The organism is Hydrogenoanaerobacterium sp. (assembly GCF_032017025.1).
Lineage (GTDB): Bacteria > Bacillota > Clostridia > Oscillospirales > Ruminococcaceae > Hydrogenoanaerobacterium.
The window spans coordinates 1-18,760 of sequence record NZ_DALZQO010000033.1 but is presented as its reverse complement, the minus strand read 5'-3'; the positions used below and the strand labels follow the sequence as shown (position 1 = coordinate 18,760).

14 protein-coding genes and 1 tRNA gene are annotated in these 18,760 nt (G+C 37.0%); 10 read left to right on the top strand and 5 right to left on the bottom strand.

What is annotated here, in order from left to right; translation table 11 throughout:
* Positions 1 to 132 precede the first annotated feature (132 nt).
* From dcm to RTV33_RS14565, 7 genes are all read left to right on the top strand, one after another.
* Positions 133 to 1,353 carry a DNA (cytosine-5-)-methyltransferase gene (gene dcm, locus RTV33_RS14595; protein WP_312645443.1) on the top strand — a complete coding sequence of 407 codons (1,221 nt, stop codon included), beginning with the start codon at positions 133 to 135 and terminating at the stop codon, positions 1,351 to 1,353.
* Positions 1,353 to 2,159, top strand: coding sequence for an Eco47II family restriction endonuclease (locus RTV33_RS14590; RefSeq protein WP_312645442.1), 807 nt, complete (start codon positions 1,353 to 1,355; stop codon positions 2,157 to 2,159). The genes dcm and RTV33_RS14590 overlap by 1 nt, the downstream gene beginning before the upstream one ends.
* Positions 2,160 to 2,190: 31 nt before the next feature.
* Positions 2,191 to 3,762 carry a hypothetical protein gene (locus tag RTV33_RS14585; RefSeq protein WP_312645441.1) on the top strand — a complete coding sequence of 524 codons (1,572 nt, stop codon included), beginning with the start codon at positions 2,191 to 2,193 and terminating at the stop codon, positions 3,760 to 3,762.
* Positions 3,752 to 5,890: a hypothetical protein gene (locus tag RTV33_RS14580; protein WP_312645440.1), complete on the top strand. Its 2,139-nt coding sequence runs from the start codon at positions 3,752 to 3,754 to the stop codon at positions 5,888 to 5,890. Before RTV33_RS14585 ends, RTV33_RS14580 begins: the two co-directional genes overlap by 11 nt.
* The gene (locus RTV33_RS14575; protein WP_312645439.1) at positions 5,883 to 6,899 is read left to right on the top strand and encodes a hypothetical protein; all 1,017 of its coding nucleotides are present in this window, start codon (positions 5,883 to 5,885) and stop codon (positions 6,897 to 6,899) included. The genes RTV33_RS14580 and RTV33_RS14575 overlap by 8 nt, the downstream gene beginning before the upstream one ends.
* Complete coding sequence (locus RTV33_RS14570) at positions 6,883 to 12,156, top strand: DEAD/DEAH box helicase (RefSeq protein WP_312645438.1); 5,274 nt, start codon at positions 6,883 to 6,885, stop codon at positions 12,154 to 12,156. The genes RTV33_RS14575 and RTV33_RS14570 overlap by 17 nt, the downstream gene beginning before the upstream one ends.
* Positions 12,157 to 12,258: 102 nt before the next feature.
* Positions 12,259 to 12,585: a DUF6809 family protein gene (locus RTV33_RS14565; protein ID WP_312645437.1), complete on the top strand. Its 327-nt coding sequence runs from the start codon at positions 12,259 to 12,261 to the stop codon at positions 12,583 to 12,585.
* Between the two features lie 81 nt (positions 12,586 to 12,666).
* Here the strand turns inward: RTV33_RS14565 and RTV33_RS14560 are convergent, their stop codons facing one another.
* On the bottom strand, positions 12,667 to 13,779 hold the full coding sequence (locus RTV33_RS14560) for a DUF6076 domain-containing protein (protein ID WP_312645436.1): 1,113 nt from the start codon (positions 13,777 to 13,779) through the stop codon (positions 12,667 to 12,669).
* A gap of 292 nt (positions 13,780 to 14,071) precedes the next feature.
* Here RTV33_RS14560 and RTV33_RS14555 point away from each other — a divergent pair, with 292 nt between their 5' ends.
* From RTV33_RS14555 to RTV33_RS14545, 3 genes are all read left to right on the top strand, one after another.
* Positions 14,072 to 14,284 carry a hypothetical protein gene (locus RTV33_RS14555; RefSeq protein ID WP_312645434.1) on the top strand — a complete coding sequence of 71 codons (213 nt, stop codon included), beginning with the start codon at positions 14,072 to 14,074 and terminating at the stop codon, positions 14,282 to 14,284.
* A 71-nt stretch (positions 14,285 to 14,355) separates the two neighbouring features.
* Entirely contained in the window at positions 14,356 to 14,808 is a 453-nt protein-coding gene (locus RTV33_RS14550) for a hypothetical protein (RefSeq protein ID WP_312645432.1), read from the top strand.
* Between the two features lie 11 nt (positions 14,809 to 14,819).
* Positions 14,820 to 15,947: a site-specific integrase gene (locus tag RTV33_RS14545; RefSeq protein WP_312645431.1), complete on the top strand. Its 1,128-nt coding sequence runs from the start codon at positions 14,820 to 14,822 to the stop codon at positions 15,945 to 15,947.
* 52 nt (positions 15,948 to 15,999) lie between these two features.
* On the opposite strand, the gene RTV33_RS14540 is transcribed toward RTV33_RS14545, so the two are convergent.
* The 4 genes from RTV33_RS14540 to RTV33_RS14525 all read right to left on the bottom strand — a co-directional run bounded on the left by RTV33_RS14540 (position 16,000) and on the right by RTV33_RS14525 (position 18,190).
* The gene (locus RTV33_RS14540) at positions 16,000 to 17,019 is read right to left on the bottom strand and encodes a reverse transcriptase family protein (RefSeq protein ID WP_312645430.1); all 1,020 of its coding nucleotides are present in this window, start codon (positions 17,017 to 17,019) and stop codon (positions 16,000 to 16,002) included.
* Complete coding sequence (locus RTV33_RS14535; RefSeq protein WP_312645429.1) at positions 17,012 to 17,320, bottom strand: helix-turn-helix transcriptional regulator; 309 nt, start codon at positions 17,318 to 17,320, stop codon at positions 17,012 to 17,014. Before RTV33_RS14535 ends, RTV33_RS14540 begins: the two co-directional genes overlap by 8 nt.
* 88 nt (positions 17,321 to 17,408) lie before the next feature.
* On the bottom strand, positions 17,409 to 17,594 hold the full coding sequence (locus RTV33_RS14530; RefSeq protein WP_312645428.1) for a hypothetical protein: 186 nt from the start codon (positions 17,592 to 17,594) through the stop codon (positions 17,409 to 17,411).
* A 519-nt stretch (positions 17,595 to 18,113) separates the two neighbouring features.
* Positions 18,114 to 18,190, bottom strand: a tRNA-Arg gene (locus tag RTV33_RS14525).
* Positions 18,191 to 18,760 lie beyond the last annotated feature (570 nt).

The following is an 18,760-nucleotide window of genomic DNA, read 5'->3' as shown; positions in this document are numbered from 1 at the left end:
ACGATACTTTTATTCCGAGAATGGATGCAATGGAGTTTTTCTAACGATTTCGTGAGAAATATTGAAAAATATCCGTTTATAGAGTATGATTAGATAAACCATTTTTGTGTAATAGATTTTATGGAGGTACGCATGTCACTTAGTTATGATAAGTTATGGAAAATGCTAATAGATAGAAAAATGAAAAAAACTGATTTGAAAGAGATTTCAGGTATCAGCTTTAATGTACTTGCTCGTATGGGAAAAAATGAACCGGTATCATTTGAAAGCATTGAAAAGATTTGCAGATCTTTAGATTGCAATATTGGCGATATTATGGAGCTAACAGAGGAAACGGAATACCCCAAAAAGTTTACATCCATTGAACTGTTTGCTGGTGCAGGTGGCCTTGCATTGGGTATTGAACAAGCAGGATTCGATACCATCGGTTTGATCGAGTTTGACAAAGCAGCTTCGGATACACTGAGGTGCAACCGTCCTAATTGGAGAGTAATCCACGATGATATCGCTAATATATCTCAACTGGATTTGGAAGAGTACTTCAATATCCATAAAGGCGAATTGGATTTGTTATCCGGAGGATCCCCCTGTCAGTCTTTTTCTTATGCAGGAAAACGCTTGGGTTTGGAAGATGCACGAGGCACCCTCTTTTATCACTATGCTCTGTTTTTAAAACAGCTTCAGCCGAAAATGTTTCTGTTTGAAAATGTTCGAGGCTTGCTCTCCCATGATAAAGGGCAGACTTATAAAACAATTTTAGATATTTTTGAAGAAGAAGGGTACACAATTCAAAAGCAAGTGCTCAACGCTTGGGACTATGGAGTGCCACAAAAGAGAGAACGCTTAATCACGATCGGTATTCGAAATGATTTGGTGGGCAAGATTAAATTTGAATTCCCTGCTCCTCACAAATATAAGCCCGTATTGCGGGACATTCTGCTGGATTGCCCCAAAAGCATTGGTTCTCCTTATTCAAAGTACAAGCAGGAGATTTTTGAGATGGTTCCCCCAGGCGGCTACTGGAGAGATATACCAGAGGACATAGCAAAGGAATACATGAAGAGCTGTTGGTATATGGAGGGTGGTAGAACGGGTATTTTAAGACGTTTGAGCCTTGATGAGCCCTCTCTCACCGTCTTAACCTCACCCAGCCAAAAGCAAACGGATCGCTGCCATCCCTTAGAAGCTCGTCCGTTTACTGTCAGAGAAAATGCAAGATGTCAGAGCTTTCCCGATGATTGGGAATTCTGTGGTAGTGTAGGCCAACAATATAAACAGGTAGGCAATGCAGTGCCCGTTCATTTAGCATACGAAATTGGAAAGAAAATCAGAGAAGGATTGGAGTGTTTATAATGTGGAAATTAGACTTTATCAGTGAAGAAGATTTTAGAAATCATGTTTGTTCTACGATTGAAAAATACGGAGAAAAGTTGGAGTCGTTCGACCTGAAACGCTTCAATAAAAACTTGGTTGATCCCATTAAGCTGATTTTTGATAAAACTGTTTACCAGTCCTCTTGGGAAGAAATCGTTAGCAATGAGATTTTCAGACAGCGTGATAAATCCAACAACAATGATATTGGATACTTTCATCAGAGAATGTTTCAGTATATAGAAAATTGCCGTGTGCCCGATAATGGCAAAGACGGTGGTTGGGACGTTATTTATGAAAATGAAAACGGAATAGAAATTCCCGGTGCGGGCAATGTACATACGGTGTATGTAGAAATGAAGAACAAGCACAATACAATGAATTCTGCTTCTGCCGGAAAGACGTTTATTAAGATGCAAAATCAACTGCTCAAAGACGATGATTGTGCTTGCTTTTTAGTAGAAGCCATTGCACAGCATTCTCAAAATATTAAATGGGAAACCACGGTGGACAAGCAGAAGGTTGGGCATAAACTTATTCGCAGAGTGAGCATTGACCAGTTCTATGCCTTAGTAACTGGGCAAGGAGATGCATTTTATCAGATGTGTATGATATTGCCGGAAGTCATTCAAAAAGCAGTAGATACCCTTGGAAATTCCATTGTGCCAAACGACACCGTAATTGATGAATTGAAGACGATAGCAGCTCAAAAGCATATGGAATCTGATGACCTTGCCATTGCAATGGCTGTGTACATGCTTGGTTTTGGTGGGTATAAGGGATTTTAAGTTTTAAGTTAAAATAAAGGTGGTGTGAATAATGCAAACCGCAATTGACAGACTTAGCGTGGGAAAAGAAAAAGAAATTAACATCATGGATTTCGACGGATACCGCTCTTTAACACGTTTTGTGTGTCCTGAATGCGGTGAGTATGTTAGTGCAAGAAAAAATTTGGGCTTTTGGCACTTGCCTGGTAAAGGTTTAGATTGTGATCGCCGAGTTGACGGACAATCCAATTTAACTTATTACGAGAGAGTAGGGTTATCTTTATACTTAAAGCGAAACGGAGCGGAAATAACCATAAATATGATGTTTCCGTCTTTAAATAAGCATATTTATGACATTGTCATAGATAAACAAATTACACTTGAAATCATGCAGGATTCTCGGATTTATTCGTCCTCAAATGTGTATGAACTGAGTTCTTGTAATTTTATATGCGAACAAACATCCTTATTGAAGGTAACATTTGTTCCGATTGCAGATAAAAACTACAAAATTTGCATATCGGACAAGAGAGCGGAAGAAACCCTTGCAGAAGCTTGGTCCCAATATTCAGATGGTTTTACTGGTTATGGCGCTTTGTTTACTTATTCGGAAAAAGGTGGACGTAAAGTGCGAAAAAATGACACAATTGAACCGCACACTAAATACTATTGGGTGGTTCCATCGGGTAGATATTCAACGATGAATGGACTTATTTGTGAATTTGTGTCTGAATTTTATATTGGAAAAGATAGATTTAGTCTTTATGTTATTACCATAGAACATAGTAGTGAACAAGAATTCAAAAATTTGGACACCTTTTTCTGGAATAGGCTAAGGCTCAAACTGTTGTATATTAAACCTAAAATTATTCCTATATGGCCTCCTGTAGCGAAAACATCAGAAGCTAATATTCCCTGTTACATGACCAGGGCTAACAAGTCTATATTTTGTGCTGTAAAGTCAGATGAGCAGAGTCCTAAAATCTATAAATATTTCAATGAAAAATACAGCGAAGTCAAGGTTTATGGTGAAGAGAATCAAAAGTGGTGCACATTAATACCAAATTCAAATACACAAGCCTTTACAATAGATCGAAAATATTTAGCGAACGGATTAATTTTCTCATCCGCTGTTAATGGTTGTGTTGGAAAAGGGAAAAAAATGTCCCTATTTCTTGGCGATGAAGAGATAACCGCCGAAACGAATTTGAAATTGCTATTACCAAATACAATTCAATTTATATCAAACCATAAGCTCAAAGCCCTTTTTTGGTCTTCGTATTCAATAGAAATAGAAGAACATGTTGGTAGCACACCAACGGTTCATGAGTTGAAAAATAAAATTAAAAGCATATGGATTTTCGACGAGCAAAACAAACAGTTACTGCGGAATATTACTTTCAAAAAACCTTTAAAAGCAGAAAAAATTATTCAAGACAAAGAGATTAGGTTTCTTGCAAAAAAGCACTACTTAGAACCCACTGTACCAATATCACTTAAATACAAAAAACAAGCTCAGCAACTGTTAAAATACCTGGAACTATCACCAATGATATCGACCGGGAATATACAGCCCACAATACTACGCTATATAGCAACAGGAGGTAAAACAGATGATGAATAAATATTCTTTGTGTATTGCGGAAATAGATTACAATACACATGAAGTCAGAAACAAGGTTAATCGCATAGCGGATTTTGATATTGAGGACAACTGTTTTTTCTGTGCTGAATATAGTGGTTGGGAAGAAAAAGACATAGACAATTATTATCCTCGACATGTCAGAGCTTTCGCAAGTACCTTAAAACCTTATGTTGCTGAAGTGCGTAGGTGGAGAACTGTATCTGGCACCAATATCCATACGGGATTACCCTATATCAATACGGAATCTGAGTCTGCCAAACAACAGCCGATAGAAGTGATTTTCCTTTCTGAAATAGATTTAGATAAACATAATAGTGATAATGAGATTCGAACTCTCTTGCAAAATGGCATAGAGATACCTTTCTACACATCTGAAGATTTCTTAATCGTTATTAATAAGTCCTCAGACATGTATGAGTCAATCTCATTTAGCAAAAGAAATTTTCAATCTATTCCAAATACTAATACATATAAAATACAAAAGCACTGTGCAGACATGCTGAAAACAACACATTATGTGGGACTATTCAACATTTATCAGGATGATATAGTAGATACAAGTGCATGTGATATTTTTAATGCTGAAGGGCAAAGAATGCCAATTAGATATTTTTTTAAATATCTGCAGTTAGGTCGTGCCGAGAGAAATTTCCCACTTAGAACCCCAGAAGATTATAGTAAAGCATATATCTCGAAGTACATAAAAAACAACAAGGAAATTTTAAAAGTATCCAAATCGGACGCTCAAAAATGGATAACAATGATAGAAGAAGCCTTTTCCAACAGCAAAGAAATTACAGCTTTTTTTGAAAATACCGGATTCAAAATGTCCGATATTGAGTATTCATTGAGACATGTATCGTCCGAAGTCAAAGATTTCTATCTAAAGCTTGACGATTTTTCTAATATTGTAAGTGCTGCACTATCAAACGATCCAGATGTTATGGCAATCTGCAGGGAAGAAATTAAGAATCAGTGGCTTGCAGAACAGGATGATTTTAAAAATGAAATTATTTCTCAAATGAATTCTTTGAAAAAAGATTTATCTGAATTAGAAAATAATAAAGTTCGTCTTGATCAAATGATTGCCGAACACAACGCAAAAAAAGAAAGATTAGAAACCACATGTGAAGAATTGTGCCTTAAAAATAAAGAGTTAGAGGAAAATGCGGAAAGTATTGCAGCAAAAACAACTGAGCAGTTAAAAAGATTTCAATCTGACATGGTGGAACTGGCTACTTTATCTGGGCTTTCAAATGTAAATAACAGCACAACAGGGACACCGTATATTGCAGAACCTAAATTAAAATTAAAAATGAGTGAAAGCGAAATAGATGATATTTCGTGTTTTGTTGACGACTTGCAAGATAACCTGATTGCCTATGGTTTGCAAAATGATTATTCCTATGATTTTGCCCTGTTCATTACAGCAACCATATCATTGGGTAAAAATATAATAGTCTGCGGTTCTAAAAGCATGGCAGTTGGTTGCGCTATCTCATTATTAATCGAAGGTGGACAAGCTCCGGTTGAAATTCAATTTCCAATGGGATGGAATGATGTCGATAAAACTATTGGGTTAATAAATAAATCCAATAGAAGAACATTCGTAATCCATGGATCTTTAGATACAGTTAACACATCAATGATCTCGTCAATTTCAAAATATTGTCCGGAAAAGATTGTTTTGTTTTCTTGTGAAGACTCAGATGTTTTAAACCTTATTCCCAGATATTTAAGCAATTATGTAACTTTTATTGCTACGGATTCTGTGTGGGGTACAGAGAGCGAAAGCGAAGATGATCTGGGATTTGGAAACTTCAATATTGATTACCTCAACATTAAAGTGGAAAAATCACAGTTCGAAATTGTAAAGAATTTGATGGATATAAAGCCCATCAGAGCACAGTATCAAAACAACGTAACCATGATAATGTCTGCATATCAGCAAATCGGAGGAAAAAGCATTGCGTCGACATTTGCTAACCTTTTTAATTTACTGATGTGTTGCTATACAAATAAGCAAGAAATATTAGAGTCCCTTTCCAAGTGCGGTATAAAAGAGGAGATTATAGCACTTTTAGAGGAAGAGATCGATTATGAATAATACATTGCTGTCAAAAATAGCACAAGATTTAAATATAATTCAATTTATTGAAGAAACGCAAAATCTTTACACATCACGAGTCATTTATTCTGCCTTGGCAGCATGGATGAAGGTAATCCCTCTGGATGGGTACGATGGAAATAATCTCACGTCTTCTGTAACAAAAAAATATCACACCGAGAGATCTAAGGAAGTATTAGATGAAATACTGTGCTTTTTCCCTGAAGTCAGATGCTGGTTTTACGATGCAGAATCATCTCAAGATAATAATTTTCCGCTACATAGCATCCAAGAACTATTGGTGGTAAGTAATGAATTATTTATTGATGATATGTCTAATCGAATATGCGCAGTGGCGCAAACGGTTAAGAGGAACTCCGTAATATTAGCTGATAATATAGATATTTCAGAACATTATAATGGTGTGTGTTGTTTGTCCCCAAAACGACCATTTGTTTATGACAACAAATTTATAGATAGCAGTGAATTCTTTAATAATTTAATTGAATGCATGCCATTTTCTGCAGATAATTGGAATGTTGAAAAAGAGTATTTCGATCCTTCTATACGCACTACAACTTTCTACAAATCCTGGGTGGATAAGCCGCCAAAGCAAAAATACTACATTTCGAGAATTGAAACAGGAATCAAACAATATCGATACTTTGTTGAAACACAAAAAAATGGAAAATGCTTATCTTCTAAACTCAATGATTTTTTTGTAGAAAGTGGAAATTTAAAAAGAGTTTTATTATATTTGAGAAGTGTCGAAAATAATCCTCTGGTGATAAAAGCTTTTTGCTACAAAGACCATGTAAAAGTGAATAGAAATATTACATCTCTACCTTACCCTGAGGAATATATGCTTAGGTTTTTAGGCTGGCCTATTCATTCAATATCAGATAGGCTTAATTATGTTTATAACAAAGAAGTTTGGTCACAAATTAGAAGGATTATAGAAAACCTTATGATAGATATAGACGAGGTGAACTATGAAAGATCAGTATAGCGTAGAAGCTACCCATTCTGCGTTAAAAGAGAAAATGTTAGATTACATTAAAACAGTCTATCTTGGGAAAAATGATGCACTAAGATTGGCTTGTGAAAAAGAGATTGAAAAAGATGGCGAATTATATCAAGAACCATATATTGAGGCCAATCAGTCATATTTGATTGAAAGAAACGGAATTGCAAATATGGAAATTCCGAAGAATCGAGAAGTTATTAAAAGTTCTCTCGTGGCACTTTCGGATAAAAAGGTGGGTGTTTTTCCTAATCCTTATTTACATCAAATAAAAGTGCTAAATGCCTTTGCAAGTGATAAAGATGTGTTTGTAGCTACTGGTACTGGTTCTGGTAAAACGGAGTGTTTTATGTGGCCAATGGTAGGAAAATTGCTCGAAGAGGCTCAGATATCTCCTGGAACTTGGGAAAAACGTGGAGTACGAGCTCTGATGCTTTATCCTATGAATGCGTTAGTATCTGATCAGTTAGGCCGTTTAAGAAAAATGATTGGAAGTAGCGACTTTCAACAGATTTCAAACGAGGTTGCGCCTGATGCCCGTATACCACAGTTTGGCATGTATACCGGGAGAACACCCTATGCTGGCGAGCCAGACTTGAATAAAGATAAAGAGCTTGCCAAAACAATACGTACTGATTTGCTTAATAATAATCCTCACAATACAGTGGAGTTTCAAGAAAAAGAGGATTCAATTTGTTCATTAAAAAACATTGGTAAATATCCTGCAAAAAAAGATTTATACAGGTTTGTTGAACATCTGACACAAGGAGAACACTTTACGGCTTGTGATGATGTAGAACTCATAACCCGCCAAGAAATTCGGCAAAACTGCCCGGATATATTGATCACAAACTACTCTATGTTGCAATATATGTTGATCAGACCGATTGAAAATTGTATTTGGAAAGATACTCAAAACTGGTTAAAAACTTCACCCGACAATAAACTACTGTTTATTATCGATGAAGCACACATGTATAAAGGGTCTGCTGGCGGAGAAGTTGCTTTGCTAATCCGAAGGTTTATGCACAAGCTCGGGATATCTCGAGATAGAATTCAATTTATTTTGACAAGTGCAAGTATGCCAAAGGACGGAATGGATGCTGTAAATAAATTTGCTTGCGACTTAACTGCTCAAACCAATCAACAAAATTCATTTGAAGTATTTATAGGGGATCCTGAGCAAATAGATTTCTCGGACTCAAAGGATTTTGATCCGAATATTTTACAGGATATTTCTATAGACGACCTACATAATAGTTTTCAACTACAGAGCGAGTGCATCAAAAAGATTGCGAATAAAGTGAATTGGGAATATACGGAGAATGATTTTTCGAATATGGAAAATCGTTCTGTTTGGCTGTGTACAAAGTTAAGAAAATGCAAGCCAATGCTGGATATTATCAAAGAATGCAGAGGAAAAGCAACTAAATTCGATGCACTGTGTTCAACGGCTTTTCCCTATGAATCTATCGAAAATTCTCGCAAAGCAACAAGTTTATTGCTTTCATTGGCTCATTTAGCAAAAACTCCAGAAGGCAGCGTATTCTTCCCTACACGATTACATTTGATGTTCAGAGGATTGAAAGGGCTTTCAGCATGTTCGAATCCTAATTGCGGTTGTACTGATGAAAACGCTAAATCTTTGGGGTTAGGCAAAATTTATCTTGGAAAACACAAGTCAAGATGTTTGTGCGGTGGCAAAATTTTTGAACTTGTGAATGACCGAACATGTGGTGCCATTTTTCTGAAAGGTTATGTCGACTCAAATTCACCCTCCTTCATTTGGAATCACATAGGCGAGAATTTTAGCCAGGACTTTAAAGAAGTATATTTTTATCCGATTTCTGGTGATAATGGTTACAAAAAAGGAAAAGAGGATTCGCTCATTTGGGTGGATAGTAGTACGGGTAAAATATACACCGATGATTTCCATGCAAAACAAGATGGATTTATTCACCTTGCTTATTCCAAAAAAGAGAGAAAGGGAAAGCCCGGGATTTGGACATTCAGCTCTTGTCCAAAGTGTGGAAAAAGAAGATTAGCTGCAACCGATTTCGTAACAAAGGGAAATGAGCCATTTTTCAACTTGGTATCAGAACAATTTTATATTCAACCTCCAACGATGTTCGAACAAGCTGAAATTGAGAAAACTCCAAATGCAGGTAGAAAGGTTCTTCTTTTTTCTGACAGTAGACAAAAAGCGGCTATTCTCGCTAAAGATTTGACTCGTGCCGCTGATGAAGATGCAATGAAAAAAGCACTTACTATCGCACTAATTGAACTTCAGAATTGGGCGAAAGAAAATCACCAAGAAGCATCAATGAATCTGCTGTATATTGCCTTTTTAAAGATTTCAGCAGAAAATAACTTGAGATTTTTTTATGGCGATGACGAAGTTGAACTTAAAGAAGATATTGCTGAGATGCAAAAACTTTTGAAACGATATGGAGGAAAGATAGACTTTATTCGCAGAGCTAAAAAATTTGACAGAATTCCGAAGTTGTTTTATGAACAGCTAATTAAACAAATGTGTAGCAATTTTCGTTCTTTGACAGATGCTGCATTAGCATGGGTTGTTCCTTGCGATGATGATACGATTGAGGAAACCTTAGAGTTGTTTGAAGATGCTGAAATCAATTTGAGTAGAGATGACTTCGAAAAAGTTTTTGCATCATGGGCCATCGAAATTATGACTGATACATATTCCTTAGGAAGCGAAATATCGGATAGCATTCGTGGAGATATTTCAATATACGACGATAGATTTGGATTGAAACCTGATGCCAAACTGCCAAAAAAGATAGAGGACATTCTAAAAAATCAGTTACTTACAGATGCTCAAATCCAAATTATATGGGGGCAATTGCAGAAATTCTTATCGAAAGGCGAAGATAGTGATAATAAATATTTGAGTTTGCACAGAATAGCACTTAAATACGATAATAATAGCCAGTGGCATGTGTGTCCTCGATGCAGTGGTGTTTCTCCATTTACTTTATGGGGCACATGTGCAAGATGCGGGAAAGCATCTCCGGTTCAAATGGAGACAAAGGATTTCGAACGCATCAAATTCTGGAGAGAACCTGTACTTGAAGCTTTAAACGGCGACAAGAAATCACTAATGACCAGAATAAATGTTGAAGAACATACGGCTCAACTTTCCCATAAAGATGGTAAGCTAAAAACTTGGTCTACAACCGAAGATTTTGAGATGCGTTTTCAAAATATATATGCAAATAATGACAAGCCGGTTGATGTGTTAAGTTGTACTACGACCATGGAAGTTGGAATAGATATTGGTTCATTAACCGCCATAGGACTGAGAAATGTACCGCCAATGCGCGAAAACTACCAACAGCGAGCAGGTCGAGCAGGCCGTAGAAGTTCTGCTATTTCGACGATTGTTACATATACGGATAACGGACCGTATGATAGCTATTATTACTACCATCCTGAGAAAATTATCTCTGGAGACCCCAGAAAGCCGTGGATAGATGTTAAAAATCAAAAGCTAATTCACAGACATCTAAATACGGTGATGGTGTGCTCTTTTTTTGAGCATAAAAATATTTCAGTAGATCAAATTGGAATTCTAACTTTTTTTGCATCATACTACAATGAAATGAAATCTTTTTTAAGCAACAAAATCTTTTCAGATGTGGAAATTCTAAGACTTTTGCCATCCTTGAATATGAAGGATACTTATCGACCAGAATCCTTAGTATATCAATTGGATGAATTAAATCGAAAATCATGCGAAATTCCAGAAAATTATAAGGATGATGAGGGTAATGAGAAATCGTTTTTAGACTGTGTATTAGAGGAAGGAATTTTTCCTACGTATTCTTTTCCAAGAAATATTGTTGGTTTTCACATAGAAAAGAATAATGGTAAAGAAATTGAACAAAAACCAGATCGCTCTATTGACATTGCTTTGAGTGAGTATGCTCCAGGAAGAATCGTAGTAGTTAATAAAAAATCCTATAAATCAGGAGGAATTTACAACTATCATTCTAAGTTTGCCAAAGGCTACTATGATAAGCCTGCTGCAAAATATATTCATAGCAAAGATTTTTATAAAACCTTGTATATGTGTGCAAATCCTTTATGTACATGGGTTGACTACGAATTACCTTCTGATGGATTGTGTCCGTTTTGCAATAGCGGTATTCATTCAAAAAGTGTTGTTAAACCTTGGGGCTTCGCTCCGCTAAATGGAATGTCTATCCGTGAAGCAGAAGCGGAGAGTGAAAATAGTTATGCGACATCGCCGGCATATGCACTCCCCTTAGATGAAACACAGCTTAAAACAATAGGCGATTACAAAAATGTCAAATGCGTTAAACTTCCAAATCAGCCGTTGACAATGGTGAATAGGGGGATATCTGAAAAAGGTTTCTACCTGTGTAAAATATGTGGAGCAGCAGTGCCGGGCGATGAATATCCGGATTTAAAGCAAGTGCAAAAACCCTATAAGCATCCGTATAGTGACAAAAAATGTTTTCATCCTGAAAGTGAATGTGAGAATATTTTTCTGGGGCATCAAATGAGAACAGACATGGTTGTTTATGAAGTAACATTAGATGATAACGTACTTGATGTTAGAGCCGATAACATTTGGTTGTCGTCAGCAGCGCAAACATTAGCTGAAGCAATGGCATTATCGGCAGGAAAGTTGTTAGATATAGAGTTTACTGATATTAAAAGTGGATTTCGTATTAGATATGGTGAAGATGTGGTTTGTGCCGATATTTTCTTGTTTGATAATCTGTCCAGTGGTGCAGGATATAGTTCAGCTATTGCTGAGCGATCAGAAGAGTTGTTTGAGATGACACGAGAAACACTAATGACTTGTAAAAATAATTGTGATAGCGCATGCCAAGAGTGTTTAAAACATTTTTGGAACCAAAGCTTGAAAATACCACTCAACAGAAAGTTGGGAATAGATTTGCTCGACTGGATTTGTGAGGGTAAATTGCATCAAGAGCTTTCATTAACGGAGCAAGAAGTAATATTTTCGCAGGTGGTAAATTTGTTTAAGCCCGATTTTACAACAGTTTTTGATGGAAAAACTATAAAATTAGCTGGGAAAGAATCATTTAACCTTTATATTTATCCGGTTATGTGGTCCAGAAATGATTCGAGAATTCCGAAAGACAGCATTGCAATATCGGATAAAATGATAAAAGAATCGTTACCAGAAGCTTATAGGCAAATTTCGGAAATTATTAATGGGTAAGATTGATTAGTTCAGATGGGAGATGAATTGGATTCTCTAAACTTGTGTAGCTATTCCCATCTTCTTGTGGTATCCCTTGTGTTTACAAAGGAGGGCGAGAATATGCCACAAAGATTAGATGACCTATACCACGAATTCTTCACATCATTGGAACTACCGGAGCTAAAATCTTCCATAGAGGACAATCACAAAATATTGATTGGCCATCTATCCAAGGAGGATAGGAAAATTGTTCTGCGAATCATTGATGCTTTAGAAATGATTTGCAACTATCAAACAAAGGCGAGCTTTATACAAGGCTTCAAATTAGGATTTGAGCTTACAACTGAATTACAAACCTACGATACCCACAGTGTTGAGATTGACTCTCAAAACTGTGGGTATTCTTTTATGCCTCAGGAGGTGCAGAAAAATGAAGAAAAAAACTAACCTGAGCATTGGGAATATGGACTAACAGTATAAATTGACACAGCAGGGATATAACGAATGGATACACCTGCTGTGATTAACTTAAAACTTTTTCATAATCTCCCGATAATCAAAATCAGACAGCTCACCTTTTTGGTTTTGCTCCATATAGGAAACAGCGTCGGCAACTTGGTTGTTCCAATCGTCAATAGATAGCTTGCCACGATTTTTTCGTGTCTTCAGTCGGTTGTAAACCTTGTCGTACTCTTGCTGAGTGGGGGTGCGATTTTCTTTTTTCTCTGCCTCTTTTACATGGGCACCAATATCACGGCAAGTTTTTGTGTCACCTTTTTTATTTTGGTTTGGCGCAATGTTAGAGCAATAGCAAGTGTTGTGACCCGACAGAAGTAAAAAATATATTCCACAGTTATGACACTTGCGTGGGCAGTGACCATTGATTAAAGCTCTGAAGAAATCAGCATGTAAAAATGCTCCCATACTGTCAAATTCAATTCGCTCTGCAATGATATACTCCTTTTCGTTGTTAGGGTTTCTCATGGGTGCATATTCCATTCCAACATGTCTTGTTTGAGCAAAATCAAAGCTTGGAATTGGGGGCATGGTAGCTCGAATATCATTGATGAGCTTGGTGTCAGTGAAGAAACTGTAAACTCCCACAGCATAATGTTCAGGGTTTCGTTTATTAAGCTGTTCAAAATAGTAATCTAACATAACAGATACATATTTTTTAAAAGCTATTGTTTCATCAATAATGGAAATTAGCTTAAAAATAAAATGATGGAACACTTCGCCTTCATGAGTTCCTCTATCCATCATAGCCATAAAGCCTTTAGGTTGACTGCTCCAAATGTCTGCAAGCATAGAATGTCCAAAATCTTTATTAATTAAATAAGAAAATGGCGGTAGTGAAATTATCAAATCCAAAACCTTGTTTAACTTGTTCTGTAAATCAGTAACAGTGGCAAGGTCTTTTTTTATACGTGGGTTAGTAATGTTTTGCATTGCACCAATCAAAGCATTTCGGCTGTCATTCATTAAGAGTAATGTATCACCGGATAAATTAAGCACTGCTGCCACACATTCACCCAAGGGAAGCTTGGTAGTATCCATAAGCAAATAGTTTTGCCAAAACATTAAAGTGAATTCACTAAGGGTATTTACCTTTTCATTTGTTTTTTTTGTGCCCTCAATCATATAATTTTCCTCTTTTGTATCGGATAGATTTTTCGTCTGTACCTGACCTTTGGGATACAGGCTTAAACCACCCCAAAAGCTATTGAAAAGCACTTTTAATCTGTTAGTATTATTGTATCAGATATATTTTAATTAATCAATCGGAAACTAAAATTTAATGATCGGCTAAAGATGATATGGTTGCCACGACCTCGAAAGAGCGAGCGACGGAAACGATGGAGAGAACCTCGGTCAGGAACGGTCTTTAGGTAGAACGACAACAAAAAATCAAAAAACAAAGGAGGACAACTTATTGAAAGAAACTGCATTGATTCTATATAAACCACCAATCTCTGACTTTAGTACAGATAGTATTTCAAAGTCACTTTACGCAGAGCCGTACTTTGAAGAAGATGGCTGTCTGTTTATGAAAACCTCAAACGGACAGCGAATGCTCTGCAACTTCATCGCCTATGTGGAGGAAGAACTGATTGTCACAAATGGTAGCAGCGAAAAAAGAATTTAAAAATTGGAGGTATTCACAAGAAAGGCTATTCGCTAAAAAGCATCACATTAACTATTGCAGAGTTTAAAAAGATGAACTGGATCGAGGAATACTGGGGCTCAGCTTGTAATGTGTCAGCTGGAAACAGTAATCGTGAACAGCTCCGACACGCTATCCAAAGCACTGCCGAGGATATTTTAACACGCAGGCTTTATTCTCACATCGGTTGGGTTTATACAAGCAGTTGGGAGTACCAAATGCCCGGCAGTGACAGTTGCCTTTGTGATGATGCAGTGGTTGCAAAGTATGGACTGATTGAAGGCACCGATAAAAACTGTGCCTTGGCAACCTTGGATTTATTAAATTCAGATGTTGCGCCTAAAGAGATAGTACAGCCACTTGTAGCAATAATGTTTACTGCTCCCCTCATTGAATTTTTTGCAGGGGCAGGATTTCAAATGAAAACCGTACTTGCACTTATCGGGCCCACAGGTAGTAAGAAAAGCACACTTGCAGCATACGCAAAAGGGGTAACAGCTATTTAATAGTGGTATCTATGGGTTATGACTATCAAGGCAACCGCATGAAATCTCAGCAAAAGACAGTAAAACCGCCCGAGGGGCTTACTCCAAGGCAAACGGAAAAGTGGCTAAACGAACAGGCAATATTATTCGAAAAATCCGTTAAAAATCAGCCTGTCACCCTAAAGAAAAACATTACTTTGGCACAGTATATTGAAATATTCAAAAATGAGGTCGCTCCCATAAAACATTCTAAGTCAACTCAAACCCGCAATAAAATAGAGTATGAGCGAATACTGCCATACCTTGGACACATCAAATTAAAGGACTTGAAAGCTGAAGATTTTCGCAACTTCTATGCCGAAATGAGAAAGGTAAAATCCAAACGCACAGGCGAATTGCTTGCAGAAGCTTCTATAGAGGGGCTACATTCAGTTGTGTGCAGTATCTTGTCGTCCGCAATGGAGCAAGGCTACATCACCCACAACCCGGCATGGCGAACCTACAAGCCACAGGGAATGAGGAAAGAAAAAGTTGTTGCTGACGAAGAAACAGTACAAAAAATACTCTCTGCCTTGGAGCAAGAGAGTATAAAATATGAGGTGTATTTTAAAATTATTATTGCCACAGGCATACGCAGGGGCGAGTGCTGTGGTATCAAGTGGGAAGATATTAACTTCACGAATAACGAAATTCGCATACAGCGAAACGTGGTTAAAGTGCAAGGAGAAGAAGTGTTTACCAAGCCGCCCAAGACAGTATCGGGCAACCGATATGTCTACTTCTCCGACAGCCTTGCGAGTCTGCTGAAAGATTACAAGGACTTCTGCACACAGCATATAAGGATGTACGAAAACAGGCAAATGACCGATGGCACATATCTATTCAGGCAAAATAAAACTGACCTACCAATGATACCCGATACATTCTCCTCACGCTTTCGCAAAATTTTAAGGGATAACAACCTGCCAACAAGTCTAAATGTGCATAGTCTTAGACACACAACAGCCAGCCTGTTAATCGCCAACGGAACCGATGTAGCAACCGTGGCAAGCCTGCTCGGACACGCACAAGTTAGCACCACACTGGATATCTATACTCATGCCTTTGACAAAAACAGAAAGAAAGCAGCAGAGGGGCTGCATAAGGGATTGGGGGTGTAGAAAAAAGGTGAACGATTCGTTCACCTTTTATGCACATATTCACTCTGATACATTAATTTGGATTTATTGAAATAGTCTTTTTTCGATAAGAGACACCCTTGCGTTTAATGGGTTTTAAAGGTGGTTGAGCAGCAGCTAATTTATTTGTAAGCCTCATTATTTCAGGAAATTTGTTTCTATTTATATTTCGAGCAGCTTGAATTTGGCCCTTCAATGATGCCAATTTCGCAGATACATCTGAGTATTCTGTAGTAGCAGTAGTAGATTTTATTTCTTGGAAACCTAAATAAATTTTTTGTTGAAGGCTATTGGGAACAGCTAAAGACTTGTCTGGCGTAATAATTGTGCCGGTTACAGGCTTGTAGTCTGAAGCTGAATAGTACTTTACTTTTGAATATTTTGGTTTATGATCATATTTTCTTAAGATGCGATCCACGTCTCTTTGTAAAACTTTTGGATCTAAAGGTTCTGGACTGGAAAAAGTCATATCGTCGACATACAATGTAAAAGTACAGTTTTTCTTTAATGCATATTCCGCAATTTCGTTAAACATATCGTAATACGCATAAAAAGCCATAATTTGACTCGTTGGGCATCCAGTAGGAATCCTGGAATCATACGTGATAATATCTGTCAAAATTTTGGCAACATCTGGTGAAGTAAGCAACTTTTGTGTGAAAAAACAATAGACGGGCTCTCTTTTGCAATTGTCGTAAAATTTCTTTATGTCAATTGTTAAAAAGAATTTCCCGTTAAGATGTGCCTTTCCGTTGTCGATATAGCACTTGCCTTTTTCTCCTGAGATCAGCCATGTAGGTCGTAAGACTTTTTGCAACAATATAAGAATTCGTTTTTGAACCAATTTTAACGTTCTGTCTGGAGCTGTAATTTTGCGTTTTTCAAGTGAGTTCTTTTTTTCAATTTCAAAGGAGTGATAAGATATTGCAGAATTGATAAGTTGCAGATTCCCTGGTTCTAACAAAAGCAACTTTTCAAGACGTGCTTTGCTTCTGCATTTATATAGTGCACATTGAGCAATGCTATACCTTTTAAAGCGATCATGATTATGCATCTGGATTACCTGCCGAATTAGCCATACTATTAATTAACTGGTTCATCATATTCCTAATTATAATAGAACCTTTACCTGAACCGCTTTTTTCTGCATCTTCAAAGTTCTCTGAAAGCAAAATTAATGAAGATAATCTTATATCGTATATTTCAGCGTATTTTTCAAGAAGCTCCAAAGAAGGTTTTTTTTTGTTGTTTTCGATTTCAGATAGGTAACTGGCTGAGATGCCAAGTTTTGAGCACATTTCGGTTGCCTTATAACCATAAATAGCTCGTGTACGTTTTAGTACATTGCCAATCATTGTTATGTCACCTCTTCCATATATATTTTAGCACAAAGGCTTAAACTGCAAAATTAGATGGGCTTCCCATTTTATGCACAATATCATCTTATCTTTTAAATATCTCACATAGGCACTGGACAATCTGTAAACCAACCAGCGCTACTTCAAGTGCCTTAAACGCAATCTTAAAAAAGACTTTGTTCAATTTAAACTTGAATGGGTGAGATTTTTGGGAGGAAGATGACTTGCTGGGAATGTTCTGCATGGGCTGCGAAGATTTGTTTTTTTTCATTTTATACTCCTTCGAGAACCACGAATATAGTTGATGTGGTTCCCTCCCGGGAAAGAGTAGGTGCATACAGAACGCCCACCTAATTCTTTGGGCACCCTCCAAGCTCCCGGCTTGGAGGGTGCTGGGCAAAGGTACGTTGGTCGGTCATCAACCACGTGCCGCGCCCAGTTGGGTAGAACACCATAAAGATGTTCCGCGAGTGCAAATGCACTCCAAATTAGGGGAGTTGACCGTAGAGAATATGTCCTCTACACTTCGCTGTAGTTAAATTATAACTGACGAAATTGTTTATGTCAATAAGTAATTTCGCAAATAGCGAATTTTGTTTTTAGAGTTAAATTGAAACTTCAAAGAAGTTCTGGTTTAACATATGATGGTGCTTAACTTTATTAAATTATGACAAATGCCATGGGATAGAACTTTTAACGCAAACAAAATGACCGATTGCGAATTGAGAAATAGGTTTTTAAGAACTTTATAATTATAAAATCCCCTGTTTTCGTTTGAAAACAGGGGATTTGGTATGCCTGATGCGATTCGAACGCACGACCCTCAGAGTCGGAGTCTGATACTCTATCCAGCTGAGCTACAGGCACATATATGAAAACTGCAATTTCTCGCAGTAGTCAACCTATTTAAATTTAGTGGTCAAATAGTAGTCATTTACCTTTTGAAAATTCGTTTCTCTGACGATAAACACAGTAACCAAAGCACTTTGCAGACTTTCGATAAAACACTCATCAGAGTTGTCGGAGTCTGATACTCTATCCAGCTGAGCTACAGGCACATATATGAAAACTGCAATTTCTCGCAGTAGTCAACCTATTTAAATTTAGTGGTCAAATAGTAGTCATTTACCTTTTGAAAATTCGTTTCTCTGACGATAAACACAGTAACCAAAGCACTTTGCAGACTTTCGATAAAACACTCATCAGAGTTGTCGGAGTCTATCGCGCTATCCAACTGCGCTACGGGCACATATTAAGGGGTTAAGGGCTAATTTGCCTTTATATTATGATTGCTTAAATAGTATAGCATAAACTCTTTTAAAAGAAAACACCTAAGTTAAGAAATGACCCAACAATATGAAAAACAGTTATTCGACATAATTTGCAAAATAAGTGTTGACAAACCTTTGGGGCTATGTTAATATAATAAAGCTGTCA

What these genes read in the sequence shown, in the direction of transcription:
- dcm (WP_312645443.1), top strand. Translation starts at nt 133, where the DNA reads ATGTCACTTAGTTATGATAAGTTATGGAAAATGCTAATAGATAGAAAA.
- RTV33_RS14590 (WP_312645442.1), top strand. Translation starts at nt 1,353, where the DNA reads ATGTGGAAATTAGACTTTATCAGTGAAGAAGATTTTAGAAATCATGTT.
- RTV33_RS14585 (WP_312645441.1), top strand. Translation starts at nt 2,191, where the DNA reads ATGCAAACCGCAATTGACAGACTTAGCGTGGGAAAAGAAAAAGAAATT.
- RTV33_RS14580 (WP_312645440.1), top strand. Translation starts at nt 3,752, where the DNA reads ATGATGAATAAATATTCTTTGTGTATTGCGGAAATAGATTACAATACA.
- RTV33_RS14575 (WP_312645439.1), top strand. Translation starts at nt 5,883, where the DNA reads ATGAATAATACATTGCTGTCAAAAATAGCACAAGATTTAAATATAATT.
- RTV33_RS14570 (WP_312645438.1), top strand. Translation starts at nt 6,883, where the DNA reads ATGAAAGATCAGTATAGCGTAGAAGCTACCCATTCTGCGTTAAAAGAG.
- RTV33_RS14565 (WP_312645437.1), top strand. Translation starts at nt 12,259, where the DNA reads ATGCCACAAAGATTAGATGACCTATACCACGAATTCTTCACATCATTG.
- RTV33_RS14560 (WP_312645436.1), bottom strand. Translation starts at nt 13,779, where the DNA reads ATGATTGAGGGCACAAAAAAAACAAATGAAAAGGTAAATACCCTTAGT.
- RTV33_RS14550 (WP_312645432.1), top strand. Translation starts at nt 14,356, where the DNA reads ATGAACTGGATCGAGGAATACTGGGGCTCAGCTTGTAATGTGTCAGCT.
- RTV33_RS14545 (WP_312645431.1), top strand. Translation starts at nt 14,820, where the DNA reads ATGGGTTATGACTATCAAGGCAACCGCATGAAATCTCAGCAAAAGACA.
- RTV33_RS14540 (WP_312645430.1), bottom strand. Translation starts at nt 17,019, where the DNA reads ATGCATAATCATGATCGCTTTAAAAGGTATAGCATTGCTCAATGTGCA.
- RTV33_RS14535 (WP_312645429.1), bottom strand. Translation starts at nt 17,320, where the DNA reads ATGATTGGCAATGTACTAAAACGTACACGAGCTATTTATGGTTATAAG.
- RTV33_RS14530 (WP_312645428.1), bottom strand. Translation starts at nt 17,594, where the DNA reads ATGAAAAAAAACAAATCTTCGCAGCCCATGCAGAACATTCCCAGCAAG.